Consider the following 20,499-nt stretch of genomic DNA (forward strand, 5'->3'; position numbering starts at 1 on the left):
CCCTGTTGCTTGCGATTTGCTCGCTTTTGGTGTCTTGATTTGACCATCTGGTCAAACTCACGCTATCACGGGTTCGACATCAGTCAAGAAATAGCAGAGCTCGGTGGGAATTTTTGGCATATTCCGCACTTGCGAGCCCAAAAATCAGACAGGCAAAGACATGTCCAAAGACCGCGCACCAACACGAATTCAGAAAAAAAACCGCGCTGCAATTCTAGAAGCCGCTTTGAACGTGTTTTCTGCCTACGGTTTCCGCGGTGCCACCGTCGACCAGATTGCTGCCGAGGCCGGGTTGAGCAAGCCGAATCTTCTGTATTATTTCCCCTCAAAAGAAGCGATTCACACGGCCCTTCTATCTGGCCTTCTCGAGATTTGGCTGGCCCCCCTCCATGATCTCGACGCCGACGGGGACCCTTTGGAAGAGATACGCGCTTATATCCATCGCAAACTGCAAATGAGCCGGGAACTTCCGCGCGAAAGCCGTCTGTTTGCCAATGAACTGGTCCAGGGTGCGCCACGCATACACGATGCATTGTCCAATGATCTCAAAACTTTGATGGATGAGAAGACCGCAATCCTTACGGCCTGGATGGAACAGGGTAAAATCGCGCGCCTCCATCCCTACCACCTTATTTTCTCCATCTGGGCTTTGACACAGCATTATGCGGATTTCGATGTCCAGGTTCGGGCCATTCTTGGCGACGAAGACCCATATGAAGGTGCTGAACCGTTCATCGACACGCTCTACCGCAAATTGCTGGCGCCTTAGGTTTTCGTTAGCCGGAACCCGCTCACCCTGAGCCTAGGATGACGCTACTCTTTTCTTCCCTGTCCACACACGGGTGCCGTGGTAAGGCTTTCGTTGGGTGGGTAGAGCGAGAAGTGGGGCATGAGGCGGTCCAAGACGAAGTAAGGAGGCGCGGATATCATCTGATCCGCACCGCCACCCAATATGTCGCAAACTGCCACAACGCCCCCTCATCGACATCCTACTCTAAGAAAATTCGACGAGTTTTCTTAGACTACTCGGCGGCTTTCGCCATTGGATTGTTGGGATGGGTTGTCCAGTTGCTATATTCGGGCTGCACTTCCTGTCCCGTGCGCGGGTCGATTTCGCCAGCGTCCATCGGCACCATGGAAATACATCCCTCGACCGGACACACATCCACGCACAGGTTACAGGCCACACATTCGTCATCCATAACCTCGAACACGCGCTCTTCGGACATTGAAATGGCCTGGTGGCTGGTGTCTTCGCAGGCGGCATAGCAACGACCACACTTGATGCACTGATCCTGATCAATCTTGGCCTTGGCGACATAATTCAGGTTCAGATATTGCCAGTCGGTCACGTTCGGAACCGCAAGACCGACAATTTCCGAGACGTCCTGATACCCTTTTTCATCCATCCATTTCGACAGGCCCGCCGTCAGTTCGTCAATGATCTTGAACCCATAGGTCATCGCCGCCGTGCAGACCTGAACATTGCCGCAACCCAATGCCATAAACTCTGCTGCATCGCGCCAGGTAGTCACACCGCCAATACCCGAGATCGGCATTCCGTTCGTTGCCTGTCCACGCGAAATCTCGGACACCATCGACAGGGCAATCGGTTTCACCGCAGGGCCACAATAGCCACCGTGGCTGCCTTTGCCGTCAATCGAGGGTTCAGGGCTGAAGCTATCCAGATTGACGCTGGTAATCGAGTTAATCGTGTTGATCAGTGATACCGCATCCGCACCACCATTCTTTGCGGCTTCTGCCGGCTTGCGGATATCAGTGATATTCGGCGTCAGTTTCACGATGACCGGTCGGTCATAGTATTTCTTGCACCAGCGCGTCACCATCTCGATATATTCCGGCACCTGCCCTACGGCCGCCCCCATCCCGCGCTCGCTCATCCCGTGTGGACAGCCAAAGTTCAGTTCGATCCCGTCGGCACCGGTTTCGGCAACACGCGGCAGAATGGCCTTCCAGGCTTCTTCCTCGCACGGCACCATGATCGAGGCGATCAGGGCGCGATCTGGATAATCAGCCTTAACCCGCGCCATTTCTTCAAGGTTTACCTCTAATGGGCGGTCTGTAATCAGCTCGATGTTGTTCAGACCCAACAACCGACGGTCTGCGCCGTAGATCGCCCCATACCGGGGGCCATTAACATTGACGACCGGTGGACCTTCGGACCCGAGTGTTTTCCACACGACCCCCCCCCATCCGGCCTCAAAGGCACGGCGGACGTTATATTCCTTGTCCGTCGGCGGCGCAGATGCCAGCCAATATGGGTTGGGGCTTTCAATTCCCAGAAAGTTCGATTTCAAATCAGCCATTTATCCGGCCTCCCTGATGCTTGCAGGCATCTTGATCATTGAGTTTCACGCAATCAGACTTGCGTGGATATCCATCGCGGCATCGCGCCCCTCGGCCACTGCGGTCACGGTCAGGTCATCCCCGCCTGCGGCGCAGTCGCCTCCGGCCCAGACCGCTTGTACCGACGTGCGCCCGGCCCCCGTGACGGCGATCTTGTTCCCGTCCAACGTCAGCCCTTCGGGCGCTCCTTCCAGCGTCTGACCTATCGCCTTCAGCACCTGATCGGCAGGCAGGCGGGTTTTCTCGCCGGTGCCCTTCAACTGACCGTCATGGCTGGCAGTATACTCCAATTCGATCTCGGCGGCTGCCCCGTTGCCGTGTACGGCTATGGGCTGAACATTGGTCATGATCCTGACGCCGTGCGATGCGGCCAGATCCTGCTCATAGCGGCTGGCACCCATCGCCTCGCGTCCGCGCCGGTAGGCGATGGTGACGTTTTCCGCGCCCAGCAATTTCGACTTTACAGCTGCGTCAACCGCGGTCATGCCGCCTCCGATGACGACGACATTCCGCCCAACGGGCAGCTCAGCCAGATCGGCCGCCTGACGCACATCCGAGATAAAGTCGACCGCGTCGCGCACGCCGGTCAGATCCTCGCCGCCCGCCCGCAATGCATTCACACCTGTCAGACCGATGGACAGGAAAACCGCATCGTAGTTGTCAACAAGGCCATCCAGCGACAGGCCCTCGCCCAGCACCGATCCGGTCTCGATGGTGATGCCGCCGATCCTCAGCAACCAGTCGATCTCAGCCTGAGCGAAATCATTGGTCGATTTATAGGCGGCAATTCCATATTCATTCAGACCGCCGGGTTTTGGGCGGCTTTCGTGAATGACCACATCATGCCCCAGCATCGCCAGCCGATGCGCACAGGCCAGCCCTGCGGGCCCTGCCCCGATCACGGCCACCGTTTTGCCGGTGAATGCGGCGCGCTGGAACGGATGGTCGCCCGATGCCATAACGCTGTCAGTAGCAAACCGCTGCAAACGCCCGATCTCGACTGGCGATCCTTCGGCGGTTTCGCGTACGCAGACTTCCTCGCACAGCGTTTCGGTCGGACAAACACGGGCGCACATGCCACCCAAGATATTCTGACCAAGGATGGTTTCACCCGCAGCTTCAGGCTGACCGGCCTGAATCTGGCGCATGAACAATGGAATATCAATGTCTGTCGGACAGGCCGTCACACACGGCGCGTCATAGCAGAAATAGCACCGATCCGCGGCCACTGCGGCCTCATGCGGGGCAAGTGGTGGATGCAGATCCGTGAAATTCGAGGTCAGCTCATCGCTGGAAAGCCTCCCGGAGACTATGCCGGGGACCATCTGGCCCTGTGCCATCGCTCTACTCCCTGTAGATATGTTGTTATGGCCTCAGCTTGGCACAATCTGATTTTTTATCAAATGGTAAATTTTGCCAAATGGTCAAAAAATGAATAACCAGGCCGAAACACCCGGTTTTTTACTGTACATTGCTGGTTTTTTGGGCCGGAACCGCTCAGATCATCTGTGACAGGTGCCCAGATTTGATCCAAATTCGCGCGCCCTCTGCTCCCGCCAAAGCAGTGGAACGCGCACCTGGCGGTAATCTCAACCAGTCCCAGACCGAAAATTCTTCGTCGGATTCCTGCACCGAACCTGCGATGACAAACAACTCCAGCCCATCGACTGCATCCAGATCCAGCTTTTCGCCAGGTGACAGATTCAATACGCGAACATCTTCGCGTGCGTCCTTGAAAAGCTGAAGATTCGAATCCCCGGTAATCGACCGACGAATTTCGGTCCTGTCCTCGGGGTCAAACTGGTGCAGTTTGACTAGTATCGTCGCGCCTTCTTTTGCCGAAGGCGTATGGGAAGATGTCGGAGGATTGCGCACATAACTACCTGCAGGAAAATCACCGGTCTCGTCCTGAAACACACCGTCCAGCACCAGATACTCCTCTCCTCCATCATGCCTATGGGCGGCAAAGGCGCTTCCTGGGGCAAAGCGGACAATCGTGGTGGCGCGGGCGACCTCTTCCCCGATCCGATCCAACATCTTGCGCTCGACACCTGCGGCAGGTGACGCAATCCAGTCATTCCGGTCGAAATGCACAGCAACACGTTTTGTGAAATCTGCGTTAACTCTCATGCGGCTTCTCCTGTTTGGTCTGGTCTCTAGATGGTTGCGCAAGTCCTGAATTCAAAATTCAGATGCATGATCTATGATCACATCTGGTTTTGTGCCACGTCTCTACCTAGTGTACGCCCAACCAAAATTCGAGCAGTGCTGGCCCAACGCCACGAACCCGAGAGACGCCCGATGCAGACCGCCAACAATAAATTCAATATCGTGGTCATCGGCCAAAACAATCGGCTGCAATACGAGGCACTGCTGTTTGCAGCCTCGTTACGACACAGCTGTCCCGATTTCGCAGGCCGCCTGTTCGTTGCCGTTCCTCAACCAGGGGCCCGCTGGTCACAGGATCCCAGCATTCAGGATGAGGATGTCCTGAAAGCGCTACATCAGCTTGGGGCCGAAATTCTACCGTTTGAAAACCGGGCTTTCGGTGGAAGCTATCCCTATGGAAACAAGATCGAGGCGCTCTTGGCCCTGCCCGAGGGGGAACCGTTTGTCTTTTTCGACAGCGATACGCTTGTCACCGGAGACCTGAATAGTGTGCCCTTCGATTTTGACCGCCCCGGTGCCTCGCTGAAAGTCGAGGGAACATGGCCGCGCCCGACCCTGTATGGTCCGGGGTATGACGGTATCTGGCGCGCCCTGTATGAGCGGTTCGAACTGGATTTCGACAGCTCATTGGACAAGGCCCAACCAGCCGAATACTGGCGGCGCTACCTGTATTTCAATGCGGGTTATTTCTTTTACAGATGCCCACGCCAGTTCGGCGAACGGTTCCTGGAATATGCCTGCACTATCCGGGATGAGGATATCCTGGAACTCGCGGGCCAAACACTGGACCCATGGCTGGATCAGGTCGCATTGCCGCTGGTTATCCATGCCCTTGGCGGCGGCCGCGACGCACTGCCCACTGGCCTGCTGGACGGGTCGGTCACGTGCCACTACCGTCTGTTTCCCCTGCTGTATGCCCGCGAAAGCGACCATGTGATCGAGGTTCTGGAAACTGTGGTTGCGCCCAACAAGTTCAAGAAAGTGCTCAAGGGCTATGACCCAATAAAGAAACTGGTGCTCCAGCGCAAAGGGCACAAAATACGCGAGATGTTCGATCGCGAAAACCTGCCTCAGCGCGAGCAGGTCATTCGCAACAAGATCAAAAGCAAAGGTCTATGGATGCGCTGACAGCAATGTTGTGCGCACGCGTCCAATCGCCTAGAGATTCTGCAACACATAGCCCAACAGGAGATTTTCACCATGTCTGACGGCCCCACCTACGGTTTCGACACGCTTCAAATTCACGCGGGCGCACGCCCTGACCCGGCAACAGGTGCGCGTCAGACGCCGATTTATCAAACAACGGCATATGTGTTTCGCGATGCAGACCACGCGGCGGCTCTGTTCAACCTGCAGGAAGTCGGCTTTATCTATTCCCGCCTGACCAATCCCACCGTGGCGGTTCTGCAAGAACGCGTGGCAACGCTTGAGGGTGGCGTTGGAGCAGTTTGCTGCTCGTCCGGTCATGCCGCCCAAATCATGGCACTGTTCCCGCTGATGGGACCTGGCTGCAACGTGGTGGCCTCGACCCGGCTGTATGGCGGCACGATCACTCAGTTTAGCCAGACGATCAAACGGTTCGGCTGGTCTGCCAAGTTTGTGGATACTGACGATCTGGATGCTGTGAAGGACGCGATCGACGAAAATACACGAGCGGTGTTCTGCGAATCCGTCGCCAACCCGGGCGGCTATGTCACCGATATCCGCGCACTGGCGGATGTGACGGATGGCGCCGGCATTCCGCTGATCGTCGACAACACCTCGGCCACACCCTATCTGTGCCGCCCGATTGAGCACGGCGCGACGCTGGTTGTGCATTCAACCACCAAATACCTGACCGGCAACGGCACTGTCACCGGCGGCTGTATCGTGGATTCGGGCAAGTTCGACTGGTCCGCGAATGACAAGTTCCCTTCCCTCAGCGAACCCGAGCCGGCCTATCACGGGCTTAAATTCCACGAGACATTTGGCCCGCTGGCCTTCACCTTCCACGGCATCGCCATCGGCCTGCGTGATCTGGGCATGACGATGAACCCACAGGCGGCGCATTACACGCTGATGGGGATCGAGACCCTGTCCCTGCGGATGGAACGTCATGTTGAGAACGCGCAAAAACTGGCCGCCTGGCTCGAAGCTGATGATCGCGTGGAGTATGTGACCTATGCGGGCTTGGCCTCTTCGCCCTATCATGACCGGGTCAAGGCGCATTATCCCAAAGGCGCCGGTGCGCTGTTCACCTTTGCGGTCAAGGGCGGCTATGACGCCTGTGTCAAACTGGTGAACGCGCTGGAAATCTTCAGCCATGTGGCCAACCTGGGCGATGCGCGGTCGCTGATCATTCATTCGGCCTCGACCACCCACCGTCAGCTGACCCCGGAACAGCAAGAAGCCGCAGGCGCCGGTCCCGGCGTTGTTCGGGTTTCCATTGGCATCGAAGACGCCAACGATCTGATTGCCGATCTGGATCAGGCGCTGGCCAAGGCGACGGCCTGACAAATGGCCGGGCACGATACCAACGATCTTGGCCAACCCGTCGGCCGGCCGGTTTCGGGCAGTTTTCCGCGCCCGACGCCGCCATATACGCCGATGGAAGGCCACTATTGCTCGGTCGTGCCCCTTGATGTGAACGGGCATGCGCCCGGTCTATACCGGGCGTTTGCCAATGACACTGATGGGCGGAACTGGACTTATCTGCCCTATGGCCCATTCGACAGCGAAGAAGATTTCGCCACCTGGACCCGCGCGTCCTGTATGGATGCCGATCCCATGTTCCACACAGTGCTAGACGGTGATGGCACCCCGATTGGTATGGCCTCGTTCCTGCGGATTGAACCTGCGGCCGGTGTGGTCGAGGTTGGGCACATCCATTTCTCACCGCTATTGCAACGCAGCCCGAAATCCACCGAGACGATGTACCTGATGATGCGCCGCGTGTTCGACGAGCTGGGGTATCGCCGTTACGAATGGAAATGCGACGCGCTGAATGCCCCGTCCTGCAGTGCGGCCCAAAGGCTGGGCTTTACCTTCGAGGGCATCTTTCGGCAGGCCACCCATTATAAGGGGCGCAACCGCGATACGGCCTGGTACTCGATCCTCGATACAGAATGGCCGCGCATCCGCTCTGCTTTCGAGGCCTGGCTTTCACCAGAAAATTTTGATCAGTCGGGCCAGCAGCGGCAATCCCTGATGGCCCGAACCAGCGACACATCCTAGTCGGAAATCAGAAATTCCATCGACACGTTGACCGAGACCGAAATCTCGCCCCCGGAAACCGGAACGCCGCCCTCAGCTGCCATGTTCATTGCACGCATTTGCGGCATGGGATTGAACCCTCCGGCCTGTTCGCGGATCATCTGAACCGGACCCAGCGTGACTTCGGCCGCCTGTGCCAGTTGGTTGGCCTTTGCCCGCGCCTCACCGACAGCTTTGGCCCGCGCCTGTGCCTCAAGCGGTGCAGGGTCCTGAATTCCGAAACTCAGCCCGCCGAAATTGTTGGCCCCGTCGTCAATGACCGCATCCATGATGGTACCCAGCTGCGACAGATCGCGAACACGCACCACGACGCTGTTGGATGCGACAAAGCCGGAAATCTCGGGCCGCTCTCCGCTAGAACTGTTCCGCCCAGACCATACCGGCGACAAAGACAGATCACGTGTTTGCACATCACGGGTTTCGATCCCCATCTCATCCAGTCGAGTCAGAATTTTGGCCACCGCGTCCGAAGTCGCTTGCATCGCATTTGATGCCTGTGCATCTTCGTTTGTTACACCCAGGGTAATGGTGGCCATATCCGGGGCCACATGCACCATGCCTACCGCATCAACAATGATGCGACGTTCTTCCGCAGTTGCCATCCCTACCGACGTCATGGCCAGCACAGCGGCCAGAAAAGCGATTTTCTTCAATATCTTCCCTCCAATTATCCTGATTTCAACATGGGGCTGCACCGGGTCACGAGGCAAGAGGAGACGCAGGCTTTTTCTTTCCCTCGGCGAGATCCTGCTTTAATGTCGGTCTGCGGACGAGGCATCGTTTGCATTGCAACTGACAATTATGGTTCCTCCGGATTATGAAACCCGCTTTTGCGCTGTCCATTTCTACAACCGGAATTTCTTTGCACCACAATTCCGATGGCGACTGGTTCGCCATAGGTGAGGTGTCGTTGGATGCCTCCAACTTGGAAGAGCAGTTGAAAGTGCTTCGGGACAAGGGATTTGCGCTTGAAAATGACCTGAGTTGCAAGGTCGTCATCCCAAGGGATCAGGTCAAATTCATCAAAGTCGATACCGCTGGATCATCCTTCGAAGACACCGAACAGGCTGTGCAAAACGCTGTATCCGATGCCACCCCTTATGACCTGACAGAGCTGGTATATGTCACGGCACATGACGGGGCGACCACATGCGTCGCCGTCGTTCCACGCGATACACTGGAGGAAGCTCGGGGGTTTGTGCTGGGATACGGATTCGTTCCGGTCGCGTTCAGCGCTGCATATGAAACAGATGACTTTCCGACCGAACCGTTTTTCCCGCTTGGGGACGCGCCTGCGACCACAAACGCGCCCAAAGCGATCGCCACAGACCCCGCGCAGGATAGTCCGGTTGTTCACGCGATCGCCGATTCTACCGCTCCGACCAGCTTTTGGCCTGTCCAAAAAGTGGCCGCACCTAACTGGGCCTCTCTGCCATCAGTGCGAATTGCAGCGGCGGTGGCTTTGATGTTGGTGGCCGGTGGCATATGGAGCCTTTTCGGAGAAGACAGCCCTGCCCCTGTCGATTCAGAACTGGCCCTGCTGGACGAAACAATATCCCAACCCGAACCGAGTTCTGGACCTGTCGAGCCTGCAGAGACACCCGCAGCACAGGCCGAAGTCACAGTGCCTGAGACCGCAGAGCCAGAAATGGCACCGACCTCTGAATCAGAGCCCGAGCTGTCTGCAACCGACCAGGCCATTCTTGAGGCGCTGAACGTTGCGCCCGCGTTGGTAGACGAAATCGAGCTTGAGCCTGAACCTCAGTTAGTTCCGACACAGCCGGAGATCGAAATCACGTCACCGGGCCTTTTGATAGCACCAGCGCAGGATCCGCAAATTGAGCTGTATCTGGCCTCCAAAGACGACTCGAATCTGTCGCGTGATGCAATCGCATTGCCGCCAGTACACACATACGACACCGACCTGCCATTTGATTTCGAACCACTTTCAACCGCTGCCGGGGCTAGGTTCAGCCTTGACGAGCGCGGGCTGGTAATACCAACCAAAGAAGGCGTCTTGAACCCGGACGGGGTGGTTGTCTATTTGGGAACACCTTCTAAAACTCCCCCTCCATCGGCTTTGGTCCGGCTGGAAAAGGCACCTGTTGAGGAAGTGGTCGACAACAGGCTGGCGACATTGCGACCAAAACCAAGGCCCGAGAACCTGGCCGAAAATTTTGAACGGCAACGGCTTCAAGGGCGTACATTGAAGGAATTGTCCGGAATTCGCCCGAAACCGCGCCCGGAATCCCTGTTGCGTGCCCCGCCGCCCCCGGAATCGACTGAGCCCCTTGCGGAAATGAGGGTGCCGCGCCCCAAACTCCGACCGGCCGGGCTGACTCGGCAGGCCAGTGCAGGTACTGCGACTTTGGGTTCGGCAGCTGGAATTGAACAGCTCAACAATGAGGTTGGAACGTTCCAGCCCAAAACCACAGCGCCCAAAATCCCATCCTCGGCTTCGGTTGCACGGCAGGCCACAATCGACAATGCAATCAACCTGCGGAAACTGAACCTGATCGGGGTTTACGGCAGCCCATCCAATCGCCGCGCATTGGTTCGGCTGCCCAGCGGCAGGTACAAAAAGCTTAAGATCGGGGACAGGCTTGACGGCGGCAATGTCATTGCTATCAGCGACAATGAATTGCGCTATCAGAAACGCGGGCGAAACGTGGTTCTCAAGATGCCACGTGGTTAGGAGGCGGCCTGCGCGGGTGACCACGCAGGATTACCTTCTTGCATCAAGCTGCTGAAATTTCTCCACTTTCAATCTGCTCTCGCTCGATGGATTCGAACAGCGCCTTAAAGTTACCCTCGCCAAACCCATCGTCGCCTTTGCGCTGAATGAACTCGAAGAAAATCGGTCCGATGACCGTTTTCGAGAAGATTTGCAGCAGAATCCGGGTCTCACCTCCGTCCAGAACCCCCTCTCCATCAATCAGGATGCCGTGCTTCATCATCCGGTCCAACGGCTCTTCATGATCGACCACGCGGGTTTTAGACAACTCATAATAGGCTTCGTTCGGGCCGGGCATGAACTTCAGCCCCTTTTCGGCAATCGCATCGGTCGAGGCATAGATATCCTCGCTGCCCACAGCGATATGCTGGATGCCCTCGCCCTTGTATTTCTTCAAGTAGGAAACGATCTGCCCGGTTTCGCCGCGATCTTCGTTGATCGGAATGCGGATACGCCCGCATGGAGACGTTAGCGCGCGGCTAAAAAGACCGGTGAATTTGCCCTGAATGTCAAAAAAACGGATTTCACGGAAGTTGAACAAATCACCATAGAACTTGAACCACTTGTCCATATTGCCCTTGTAAACATTGTGGGTCAGGTGATCGAGATAATAGAACCCATCCCCCCGGGGCTTGGACTGTTCGGTCCATGTGAATTCCTGATTATAGGGCGATGTTTCGTAATATTGATCAATGAAATAGATCAACGATCCGCCAATCCCCTTAATTGCAGGCACATTCAGTGTCTTGTCTGCCGCGTCATAAGGTTCAGCCCCTTTCGCTACAGCGTGCTCATAGGCTTTCTGCGCATCCACGACGCGCCATCCCATCGCCGGAGCACAAGGGCCATGCTCGCCCACGAACCGGGCAGAATAGCTGTCGGGATCTGCATTCAGGATGTAAGTCACATCACCCTGTTGCCACAACTCAATCGCAGGCTTGTCCTTGTGGTGACCGACCAGCGCGAATCCCATCTTTGCGAACAGATCGCGCAGCTCTTGCGGCTCGGGATGTGCGAACTCGACAAACTCGAACCCATCGGTTCCGGCGGGGTTTTCATCCGATATGATTGATTTCGGGGCGTTGTGAGGGAAAGGACCCATGGCGCGTCTCCGTTAATACAGGAATTTATTTGCTGATTTCAAAATACGTCTTAATCGGCACTTTTTTCGCGCATAGTTTTCCAATAACTTAAAGGAGCGCGCGTAAATTGCGCATAAGATTGGCCAATCACGGAGTTTTTCCGCACATGCTTGATTCCACTGATACGCGCCTGCTGTCAGCGCTGCAGAAAAACGCCCACCTAACAGCACATCAACTTGGAGAGATGTTGAACCTGTCGCCCAGTCAGGCTGGTCGCCGGCGCCAACGGCTGGAAGCTGAAGGGTATATCACCAGCTATGTCGCACGCCTCGATCCTCTAAAGTTAGGGTTGCAGGTGCAGGGTTTTGTTCAGGTTCATCTGAGTACGCACGGCCCCGAGCAATCTGAAGGCTTTGCCCGTATGGTCGAAACACGCGCCGAAATCACCAGCGCATGGACAATGACAGGTGAGGCCGATTATTTACTACATGTCTATTGCGACGATCTATCCGCGCTTAATCGCTTGCTTCATCAGGTAATCCTTCCACATCCTGCAGTGGCTCGGATACAAAGCCAAATCGTTATGGATCAGCTCAAACGCGACGCCCCCCTGCCCACCTGAGCGCATTGAAAGGACGATCATGGACAACTTCCTTTACCAGGCGACGATCTATCTGGCTGCGGCTGTGATCGCCGTGCCGCTTTCGGCGCGTCTGGGACTGGGCTCTGTACTGGGATATCTGGCCGCGGGCCTTGTCATAGGGCCGTTGTTCGGATTGGTGGGTGCGGAAACGGAAAACCTGCAGCATGTGGCTGAATTCGGCGTAGTCATGATGCTGTTCCTGATCGGACTTGAACTGGAACCGCGCGCTCTTTGGGATATGCGGGACAGGCTTTTGGGGCTTGGCGGCCTCCAGGTGCTTTTATCGACCGCAGTGATCGCCAGCGTCGCCATGTATGCAAATCATCCATGGTCCGTAGCCCTGGCAGTGGGGCTGACGCTTTCCCTGTCATCAACTGCGATTGTTTTGCAGACCCTGTCGGAAAAGGGCTTGATGAAAACGAACGGAGGACGGGCGACCTTTTCAGTACTGCTGACTCAAGACATCGCGGTCATACCAATCCTGGCACTGCTTCCACTGCTGGCTCTGCCTGCCATTCCCCAGATTGCAAATGACGGATCTATCAACCGCATATCCACGGGGCACCACGGCGCGGCGCATCATAGCTTGTCATTGGTCGAGGGGTTGCCAGGGTGGGCGGTAACGCTTGTCACCATTGCCGCGATCGGTTTCGTCATTCTCGCCGGAGTGTACCTGACCAGGCCCTTGTTCCGCTTTATTCATGCGACTCGCCTCCGCGAGATGTATACGGCGCTGGCGTTGATGATTGTGGTTGGCATTTCCTTCCTGATGACGCTGGTTGGCCTGTCACCCGCTCTGGGCGCGTTTCTTGCAGGTGTGGTGCTGGCCAGTTCCGAGTTCCGGCATGAAATGGAGAGCGACCTAGAGCCGTTCAAAGGCCTTTTCCTTGGTCTGTTTTTCATCACCGTTGGCGCAGGCATCGATGTCGCCTATTTCTTTGACGACCCCTTCGACCTGATCGGACTGGCCCTGTTGGTAATCTTGGTCAAAGGGATCATTCTGTTCTTGGTTGGCCGCGCCTTTAAACTGCGCGGACGCGATCACTGGCTGTTTACACTGGGGCTGGCGCAAGCGGGTGAGTTCGGCTTTGTCCTGCTGGCGTTTTCGACCCAGCAGAATGTGATTCCAGGGGATTTGTCACAAAAACTTTTGATGATCATTGCGCTGACCATGCTGATCACGCCGCTTTTGTTCATCATTTATGATCTTCTCTCGCGCCGGATGGGGGATGGCACTCCGGCACCCGAACCGGATGAGATCGACGAGAAAGGCCCGGTCATCATCGCCGGGATCGGGCGATTTGGTCAGATCGTCAATCGTCTGGTGCAGGCAAGCGGGTTCAAAACCATCGTTCTTGACCATAACATCGAAACCATCCAGCTGATGCGTCGCTTTGGCGTAAAAGGGTTCCTGGGGGATCCGACCCGTCCGGAACTGTTGCGCGCGGCCGGCCTTGAAAAAGCATCTGTTCTGGTGGCTGCGATGGATGATCGCAAGAAGGTGACGCGTCTTGTCGGCTATGCGCGCCGCCAGCGCCCAGACCTACACATCGTCGCGCGGGCACGGGATCGGACCCATGTGTACGAGCTGTATCAAGCCGGCGCGAACGACATAGTGCGCGAGACATTCGATGGCTCATTACGGGCCGGGCGATATGTGCTCGAGAATGTGGGTCTCAGCGAATACGAGGCAGCGCAGGCCGAACAGACTTTCTACCACCATGATCGCATGTCGGTTCGTGAACTGGCAGAGCTCTGGATTCCCGGGCTGCCCACCGCCGAGAACAAAAAATACATCGAGCGTGCGCAGCAGCTGGAAAAAGACCTTGAGACCGAACTGCTGGAATTGGCAGAAGAAAACGACAAAAAATCGGCCTGACCTTCAACTGACGGTCAGGCCGCGCGGATCAACCGTCCGAGACGCCAGCTTCGGCAAAGGTCGCCATGCCGGAATGACAGGCAACAGCGCTTTTGAGGATATTGATCGCCAGCGCCCCGCCAGAGCCCTCACCCAGTCGCAGCCCCAGCTTCAGCAAAGGCTCTTTACCGAGCTTGGCCAACACAGCGCCATGCGCACCTTCCGCGCTCTGGTGCCCGGCGATCGTGTGATCCAGCGCGCTCTCTGAAAGGTCAGACAGACACGCGGCGGCGGCTGAGCAGATAAAGCCATCCAGAATAACCGGAATGTGCAGCGCGCGTGCGGCGGCAATGGCTCCGGCCATAGCGGCGATCTCGCGTCCGCCCAGACGGCGCAGAATCTCTAGCCCATCGCCCGAACCGCCATGTAGCGTAACACCTTCGGCCACCACACGGGTTTTGTTTGCCAATCCCGCATCATCGACACCTGTTCCGCGACCAGTCCAATCGCCCGCCTGACCTCCGAACAAGGCGCAAGCAATCGCCGCTGCGGGGGTCGTGTTGCCGATACCCATTTCACCAACAACAAGAAGATCGGCGTCTGGTCTGACCGCAGCCCACCCGGTGCGCAGCGCCTGCAACAGGTCGTCCTCTGACATAGCTGGACCTGATGTGAAATCCGCGGTCGGTCGTTCAAGCTCCAGCGCGTGGACATCCATCGTTGCCCCAGCCGCCTTGGCCAGCTGGTTGATGGCCGCCCCGCCATGTTCAAAGTTCAACACCATCTGCACGGTCACTTCCGGCGGAAAGGCCGAAACACCCTGTGCTGTGACACCGTGGTTTCCGGCAAACACGATAACCTGCGGCGAGGTGATCTGCGGGCGGGCATCCCCGCGCCAGCCTGCATACCAGATTGCCAGGTCTTCCAACCGACCAAGCGCGCCCGGAGGTTTGGTCAGCTGCCCATTACGGTCAGTCGCCCCTTGCGCAGCGGCATCATCGGGCCCGGAGGCTTGCCGGACAGCTTCGCGGAAAGAATTCAGATTGTTAATTTCGGGCAGCATCCAAAGCCTCGTTGCATCAGAGTGGTCCTGCGTGTTTAACCGAAGCGATCAAACCGACAAGACCCTGAAAGGCGCAGGAGTGCTAAAAAACGACACCAAGCTCATTTCTGCCTGGGATATTCCGCTGGCTTTGGTCCTGTTGACGCGTTTGCCCGTGCCGCGGCTGCCTGACAGAGTGTTCTCGCGTCAGGCCAGCGCCGTTTGGGCCTTTCCATTGGCGGGGCTTGTTGTCGGCCTGTTGGCCTGTGCCGTGGGATGGATGGCGACGGCTATGGGGCTGCCGTCGATAGCGTGTGCCATACTTGTCGTTCTTGTCCTGACCATCACCACCGGCGCGATGCACGAGGATGGGCTTGCAGATACCGCCGACGGGCTGTGGGGCGGTTTCACGCCTGAACGGCGGCTAGAGATTATGAAGGACAGCCACATCGGCACCTATGGCGTCCTTGCCCTGATTTCTTCGCAACTGCTGCGCGTGTCGTTGATTGCTGCGATCCTTTCGAATGCGGGTTTTGCCACCATATTGGCCGCATGCATCGTTTCGCGGGCTATGATGCCTGTTGTTATGTCCGTCCTTCCAAATGCCCGCCAATCGGGCCTTAGCCATTCAGTGGGCGCACCCGGATCGACCGCGGTGATACTCGGCGGGGCCATGGCGCTGCTGCTCACTCTGCCAATGATCGGGTTGCAGGTGGTTTTCCCTGCGCTGACTGCCGCTTTCTCTGCGGTGGCAATGGCGATGCTAGCCAAGGCCAAAATCGAGGGTCAGACCGGTGACATACTGGGCGCCACTCAACAACTGGCCGAGATAGGGTTTCTTATGGCCGTAGCTACGCAGGTTTAGTGGCCCCGATTTCAATAGGTGACTGCAATATAAAAAGGCCACCTCCTTGCGGGGATGGCCCTAAAATTTTGATTTCAGCAGGTTCAGGCCGCCGCTGCCGCGCGCGAGGTCAGAACCTCATCCACCTGCCTGGCCGCGGACACTTCACCTGCGCCGGATACTGCCGCGACTTCGCGGGTCAGACGCTCAAGCGCGGCTTCATAAAGCTGACGTTCGGAATAGCTCTGTTCGCGCTGATCATCGGTGCGGTGCAGATCGCGGACAACTTCGGCAATCGAGATCAGATCACCCGAGTTGATCTTTTGTTCATATTCCTGTGCCCGGCGGGACCACATGGCACGCTTGACCTTGGCCTTGCCCTTCAGCGTTTTCATCGCCTGGCTGATGACATCCGGCGAGCTGAGCGACCGCAGACCAGACTCGGTCGCTTTGTTGGTCGGCACGCGCAGGGTCATTTTGTCTTTCTCAAAGGAAATGACGAACAGCTCGAGCGAGTATCCCGCAACTTCCTGTTCTTCGATCGAAATGATCTGACCGACACCATGGGCCGGGTAAACAACATAGTCGTTGGGGCGAAACTCAAGCTTCTTCGACTTAGACATACAGGTTCTTCCTTGGTTACGAGAGCGCGGGACAGACAACAAAACGACCCACCCCGTGCCAGTACGGCCCGGTCAGGTTGCTGTGTTTTCAACTAATCAGAACTCCAAAGCGAGCATACTTACGGAGTCATCCCCATCTCAATCAACGTTCAATTTCCGAGTATATCACAAAATTGAGACACTCGAAAGGCTGCCCCTTTCCACTTGAAAGAAAGGTGTTAAGAAACAGATAGATAAGGCGCCATCCCACTGCTGAACTGACAAGTTCAGAGCGCGAATCGCTTAGCCGCCTTCGCCGGGGGCCTCAGAGAAGTATTTCTCCATCTTACCCTCTTCGCCATCACGCTCTTCTGCATCAGGCAGCGGGTCTTTCTTGGTCACGATCACCGGCCACTGCTCGGAGAACTTGCGATTAAACTCGACCCATTGATCCATGCCCGGCTCAGTATCCGGACGGATCGCATCAGCGGGACATTCAGGTTCACATACTCCGCAATCGATGCATTCATCGGGATGGATGACCAGTGTATTCTCACCTTCATAGAAACAATCCACCGGACACACTTCGACACAGTCGGTGTATTTGCAGGCGATGCAGTTTTCAGTGACAACATAGGTCATGGTGAATTTCCCGTTTGCGGTTTGGGCGTCTAGCTAAATCAGTATGGCGTCAGCTTCAAGATATGTTCAGCTATCTTGATTGCGAGAAAGATCAAGTAGACGCCGATCCTTCTTGGTGGGACGACCTTTTCCCTCAAACCCTGGATTTCGCGGCTGCGTGTCCTGCTTTTCGGTCAAATCGGTATACAGTGTCTGCGCCTCGGTTGCCGGTCCGCGCCGATCACCCAGTTTTTCGATACGCACAACGCGCACAATCCGCCCCTGAGGGAAGGTCAGAACATCACCGGGGGCCACAGGCTGCGCCGGTTTCAGGATCCGGTTTCCGTTGACGCGGACATGGCCGCCACTGACCTGTTTGGCGGACAGGCTGCGGGTCTTGAAGAACCGAGCCTGCCACAGCCATTTATCGATCCGAAGCCGGGCCTCGGTCATAAGGCGTTAATTGCCTTCCTTCAAACCCATAAGCGCGGCCGCGAACGGGTTATCGGGATCAATGGGCTTTTCCTTTTTCGGCGGACGAGACGAGAAGGTCTTGGCACCCTGCGGCTTGCCACCTTTCTTGCCCTGCGGCTTGCCCCGGCCATCCTGAGGCTTACCGCGCGGCTTACCTTTGCCCTGCCCCTGCCGCTGTTCACGGCGTGGGCCTTGGTTGGCCTGACGCTGACGGCCCCAGGTGAAGGTATAGAAGACCTCAACCTCGGGTTCATCTGTTGCTGCTGTCGGCGCGGTGGCCTCGGCTGCTGCCTCGGTGCTTTCGGTGGCCTCGGCTGACGCCTCGGTTGGTGCGGCGACCTCTTCGGGGGTTCCCTCTGGTGCGGGTACTTCCTCGGAGGCAGCTACTTCCGTGGCCTCTGCGGCAGGTAGCTCTGCTGGTGCGGGCTTAACCTTTTCACGCTCGGCGCGTTCGGCCTTGTAGCCCAGCCCCTGCATCAGGTCGGCGAATTGTTCCAGCGTCATACCGGTGATCGACAGCATGTCAGGCTTGGCCTCGAACCCACCACGGCTGTCTTCAGCGCGCAGCATGTCGGCCAGACGTTCCAGCATATCGATCCGGATCGAGCGTTCGCCCGCATCGCGATAACCACACATAGTGTCATAACCGTCAGGTGCGCCCTTGGCGATGGGCACAGTAACAAGACCCGGAGGCGGCGCGTCGGGAAATTCCTGCAGGCCATTTGCCAATGCCCACAGAACAAGACGCAGACGCGTTGGGGCCGGTTTCAGCAGCAGCGGCATGAAAATGGTGAACTGACCAAAGCGGATACCGTGTTTGCGCAGCGCGCCACGGGCGTCCTGATCCAGATCCTTGACGTCTTGCGCGACACCTGCGCGCGGCAATACGCCCAGCGCCTCAACCATGCGGAAGGCAAAGCCCCTGGCCAGCCCATTGAGTTCTTCATCGCGCGACAGGTTCAGCAACGGCTCGAACAGTGCGGCCACTTTGCGGTCGATGAAATGTTGCAGGCGACGCTGAACTTTCTGTTCAACATCGGGGCCCGCGGCCTCGTCCACAAAAACCTCGACCAGCGGCTTGAGAGGCTCTGCCCCGGCAACCAGCTTGCCAACGGCATATTCACCCCACATCAGGCCACCCTGATCGGTAAAATCAATTTCGGTATCGGGTGCATTATAGAAGCGATCGGCACGCAGATGGAATTGCGGCGCGAGGGCTTGCAAGGACGCCGATTTCAAGGCTTTCGCCTCGGCTCCTTGCGCGCTTTTGTCCGGACTGAACCGGAACCCTTCCAGACGACCGACGAATTCACCTTCGACGGTCACTTCACCCTTGTCATTTACTTCGGCCAAAAGGGCCTCCTTCTGTTTGAGCCGGCGCAACAAAACGGATGTGCGCCGGTCCACAAATCTCTGAGTCAAACGGTCATGCAGAGCGTCTGACAGCCTGTCTTCTACAATGCGCGTCTCATCACGCCAATGGGATTCGTCACGTACCCAACCATTTCGTTGCGCAACGTAAGTCCAGGTGCGAATATATGCCAACCTTTTTGACAGTGCATCTATATCGCCATCCGTTCGGTCGATCCGGCGGATTTGCCGCGCCATAAAGTCATCCGGGATCGAACCACCTTCATGCAGGTGGCCAAAAATCACTTCGAGCAGGCTGGCATGTTCGGCATGGCTGATGCCGCGAAAATCGGGGATTCGGCACACATTCCATAACGAACGAACGGATTGCGGATCACTGGCACGGGCCGCAATTTCGGCAACTTGCGACAAGGATTTAAGCACATTCAGATCATCTGCCGGACGGGCTTTGATCAGGTGTTCGCTATCCGGGCTAATCTCGAGCGTGTGGATCAGAGCGTCAATCGAACCAAACTGCAAGGCGGCATTCCGCCAGTTCAGTTTTTTCATCGGCGCAAAGCGGCTGTCCATAATGGCCTGCGCGACACCGTCGTCCAGAGGCGGCGCCTCGCCGGTCACGCCGAAGGTTCCATCGGACATACCGCGCCCAGCGCGGCCAGCAATTTGGGCAAGCTCATTCGGGGCCAGGGGCCGCATGCGCCGGCCATCGAATTTGGTCAAGGACGAGAACGCAACATGGTTCACATCCAGGTTCAACCCCATCCCGATGGCATCGGTGGCAACCAAATAGTCGACCTCACCATTCTGATAGAGCTCAACCTGCGCATTCCGTGTACGTGGGCTGAGCGCCCCCATGACCACAGCCGCCCCACCCTTTTGACGGCGTAGCAGCTCGGCGATGGCATAGACGTTGTCGACCGAAAACCCGACGATGGCGCTGCGCGGTGGCATGCGGCTGATTTTCTTGGAGCCGGCATAGACCAGTTGCGACATCCGCTCTCGCCGGACGAATTGTGCTTCGGGCACAAGTGCCCCGATGGGACCGCGCATGGTATCGGATCCCAGAAACAGGGTTTCATTGGTGCCGCGCGCGCGCAGCAACCTGTCGGTGAAGACGTGGCCGCGTTCCGGGTCGGCGCAGAGTTGGATTTCGTCGATAGCCACAAAATCGGCACCCATGCCTTCGGGCATCGCCTCGACTGTACAGACCCAATATTTCGCACGCGGCGGTACGATACGTTCTTCCCCGGTGATCAGCGCCACCACCGACGGCCCGCGAATGGCGACGATTTTGTCGTATACCTCGCGCGCAAGCAGACGCAGCGGCAAGCCGATCACCCCCGTGCGGTACCCCAGCATACGTTCGATTGCGTAATGGGTTTTGCCTGTATTGGTTGGGCCAAGTACGGCCACGATTCGGGATGACCCGCTCACCTTTGC

The 20,499-nt window shown here is 57.1% G+C and carries 18 protein-coding genes; 8 read left to right on the forward strand and 10 right to left on the reverse strand.

The genetic code is table 11. The annotated features are described in order from the left end of the window. The first annotated feature begins 160 nt into the window (after positions 1-160). On the forward strand, positions 161-769 hold the full coding sequence (locus tag AC2FHX_RS04880) for a TetR family transcriptional regulator C-terminal domain-containing protein (RefSeq protein WP_142634388.1): 609 nt from the start codon (positions 161-163) through the stop codon (positions 767-769). A 253-nt stretch (positions 770-1,022) separates the two neighbouring features. Here AC2FHX_RS04880 and preA read toward each other — a convergent pair whose 3' ends face one another. From preA to AC2FHX_RS04895, 3 genes are all read right to left on the reverse strand, one after another. Beyond that, on the reverse strand, positions 1,023-2,327 hold the full coding sequence (gene preA / locus AC2FHX_RS04885) for an NAD-dependent dihydropyrimidine dehydrogenase subunit PreA (RefSeq protein WP_142634390.1): 1,305 nt from the start codon (positions 2,325-2,327) through the stop codon (positions 1,023-1,025). 45 nt (positions 2,328-2,372) lie between these two features. Next, entirely contained in the window at positions 2,373-3,707 is a 1,335-nt protein-coding gene (locus AC2FHX_RS04890; protein ID WP_496677798.1) for an NAD(P)-dependent oxidoreductase, read from the reverse strand. Positions 3,708-3,864: 157 nt separating this feature from the next. Then, the gene (locus AC2FHX_RS04895; protein WP_496700118.1) at positions 3,865-4,497 is read right to left on the reverse strand and encodes a cupin domain-containing protein; all 633 of its coding nucleotides are present in this window, start codon (positions 4,495-4,497) and stop codon (positions 3,865-3,867) included. A gap of 171 nt (positions 4,498-4,668) precedes the next feature. Here AC2FHX_RS04895 and AC2FHX_RS04900 point away from each other — a divergent pair, with 171 nt between their 5' ends. The 3 genes from AC2FHX_RS04900 to AC2FHX_RS04910 all read left to right on the forward strand — a co-directional run bounded on the left by AC2FHX_RS04900 (position 4,669) and on the right by AC2FHX_RS04910 (position 7,749). Continuing rightward, the gene (locus AC2FHX_RS04900) at positions 4,669-5,664 is read left to right on the forward strand and encodes a GT-B fold glycosyltransferase domain-containing protein (RefSeq protein WP_496700116.1); all 996 of its coding nucleotides are present in this window, start codon (positions 4,669-4,671) and stop codon (positions 5,662-5,664) included. Positions 5,665-5,736: 72 nt separating this feature from the next. Continuing rightward, on the forward strand, positions 5,737-7,029 hold the full coding sequence (locus AC2FHX_RS04905) for an O-acetylhomoserine aminocarboxypropyltransferase/cysteine synthase family protein (RefSeq protein ID WP_496700115.1): 1,293 nt from the start codon (positions 5,737-5,739) through the stop codon (positions 7,027-7,029). A 3-nt stretch (positions 7,030-7,032) separates the two neighbouring features. Continuing rightward, positions 7,033-7,749, forward strand: coding sequence for a GNAT family N-acetyltransferase (locus tag AC2FHX_RS04910; RefSeq protein ID WP_496700113.1), 717 nt, complete (start codon positions 7,033-7,035; stop codon positions 7,747-7,749). Here AC2FHX_RS04910 and AC2FHX_RS04915 read toward each other — a convergent pair. Then, entirely contained in the window at positions 7,746-8,441 is a 696-nt protein-coding gene (locus AC2FHX_RS04915; RefSeq protein ID WP_282021349.1) for an SIMPL domain-containing protein, read from the reverse strand. The two genes, AC2FHX_RS04910 and AC2FHX_RS04915, sit on opposite strands and share 4 nt — an antisense overlap. Before the next feature lie 164 nt (positions 8,442-8,605). Here AC2FHX_RS04915 and AC2FHX_RS04920 point away from each other — a divergent pair, with 164 nt between their 5' ends. Then, positions 8,606-10,483, forward strand: coding sequence for a hypothetical protein (locus tag AC2FHX_RS04920; protein WP_496700111.1), 1,878 nt, complete (start codon positions 8,606-8,608; stop codon positions 10,481-10,483). A 43-nt stretch (positions 10,484-10,526) separates the two neighbouring features. Here the strand turns inward: AC2FHX_RS04920 and hppD are convergent, their stop codons facing one another. Continuing rightward, positions 10,527-11,624 carry a 4-hydroxyphenylpyruvate dioxygenase gene (gene hppD, locus AC2FHX_RS04925; protein ID WP_281994757.1) on the reverse strand — a complete coding sequence of 366 codons (1,098 nt, stop codon included), beginning with the start codon at positions 11,622-11,624 and terminating at the stop codon, positions 10,527-10,529. 146 nt (positions 11,625-11,770) lie between these two features. Here hppD and AC2FHX_RS04930 point away from each other — a divergent pair, with 146 nt between their 5' ends. Both AC2FHX_RS04930 and AC2FHX_RS04935 read left to right on the forward strand, forming a co-directional pair. Further along, on the forward strand, positions 11,771-12,226 hold the full coding sequence (locus AC2FHX_RS04930) for an Lrp/AsnC family transcriptional regulator (protein WP_142634408.1): 456 nt from the start codon (positions 11,771-11,773) through the stop codon (positions 12,224-12,226). A 19-nt stretch (positions 12,227-12,245) separates the two neighbouring features. Further along, positions 12,246-14,126, forward strand: a complete 1,881-nt coding sequence (locus AC2FHX_RS04935; RefSeq protein ID WP_142634410.1) for a monovalent cation:proton antiporter-2 (CPA2) family protein — start codon at positions 12,246-12,248, stop codon at positions 14,124-14,126. Positions 14,127-14,154: 28 nt separating this feature from the next. On the opposite strand, the gene cobT is transcribed toward AC2FHX_RS04935, so the two are convergent. After that, complete coding sequence (gene cobT, locus AC2FHX_RS04940) at positions 14,155-15,168, reverse strand: nicotinate-nucleotide--dimethylbenzimidazole phosphoribosyltransferase (RefSeq protein WP_496700109.1); 1,014 nt, start codon at positions 15,166-15,168, stop codon at positions 14,155-14,157. Positions 15,169-15,199: 31 nt separating this feature from the next. On the opposite strand from cobT, the gene cobS reads away from it, so the two are divergent. After that, positions 15,200-16,012 (forward strand): adenosylcobinamide-GDP ribazoletransferase, encoded by an 813-nt coding sequence (cobS, locus tag AC2FHX_RS04945; RefSeq protein WP_496700107.1) that lies wholly within the window; start codon positions 15,200-15,202, stop codon positions 16,010-16,012. Between the two features lie 83 nt (positions 16,013-16,095). Here cobS and AC2FHX_RS04950 read toward each other — a convergent pair whose 3' ends face one another. The 4 genes from AC2FHX_RS04950 to AC2FHX_RS04965 all read right to left on the reverse strand — a co-directional run bounded on the left by AC2FHX_RS04950 (position 16,096) and on the right by AC2FHX_RS04965 (position 20,493). Then, positions 16,096-16,614 carry a CarD family transcriptional regulator gene (locus tag AC2FHX_RS04950; protein ID WP_142634416.1) on the reverse strand — a complete coding sequence of 173 codons (519 nt, stop codon included), beginning with the start codon at positions 16,612-16,614 and terminating at the stop codon, positions 16,096-16,098. A gap of 282 nt (positions 16,615-16,896) precedes the next feature. Further along, positions 16,897-17,235 carry a ferredoxin FdxA gene (fdxA, locus tag AC2FHX_RS04955; protein WP_085821728.1) on the reverse strand — a complete coding sequence of 113 codons (339 nt, stop codon included), beginning with the start codon at positions 17,233-17,235 and terminating at the stop codon, positions 16,897-16,899. 66 nt (positions 17,236-17,301) lie between these two features. Further along, positions 17,302-17,667 (reverse strand): RNA-binding S4 domain-containing protein, encoded by a 366-nt coding sequence (locus AC2FHX_RS04960; protein ID WP_271946509.1) that lies wholly within the window; start codon positions 17,665-17,667, stop codon positions 17,302-17,304. A 6-nt stretch (positions 17,668-17,673) separates the two neighbouring features. Continuing rightward, a complete protein-coding gene (locus AC2FHX_RS04965; RefSeq protein ID WP_496700105.1) occupies positions 17,674-20,493 on the reverse strand; it encodes a helicase-related protein in 2,820 nt (939 codons plus the stop codon). Positions 20,494-20,499 lie beyond the last annotated feature (6 nt).

The sequence above is a fragment of the Ruegeria sp. CDSC042 genome (assembly GCF_059610745.1).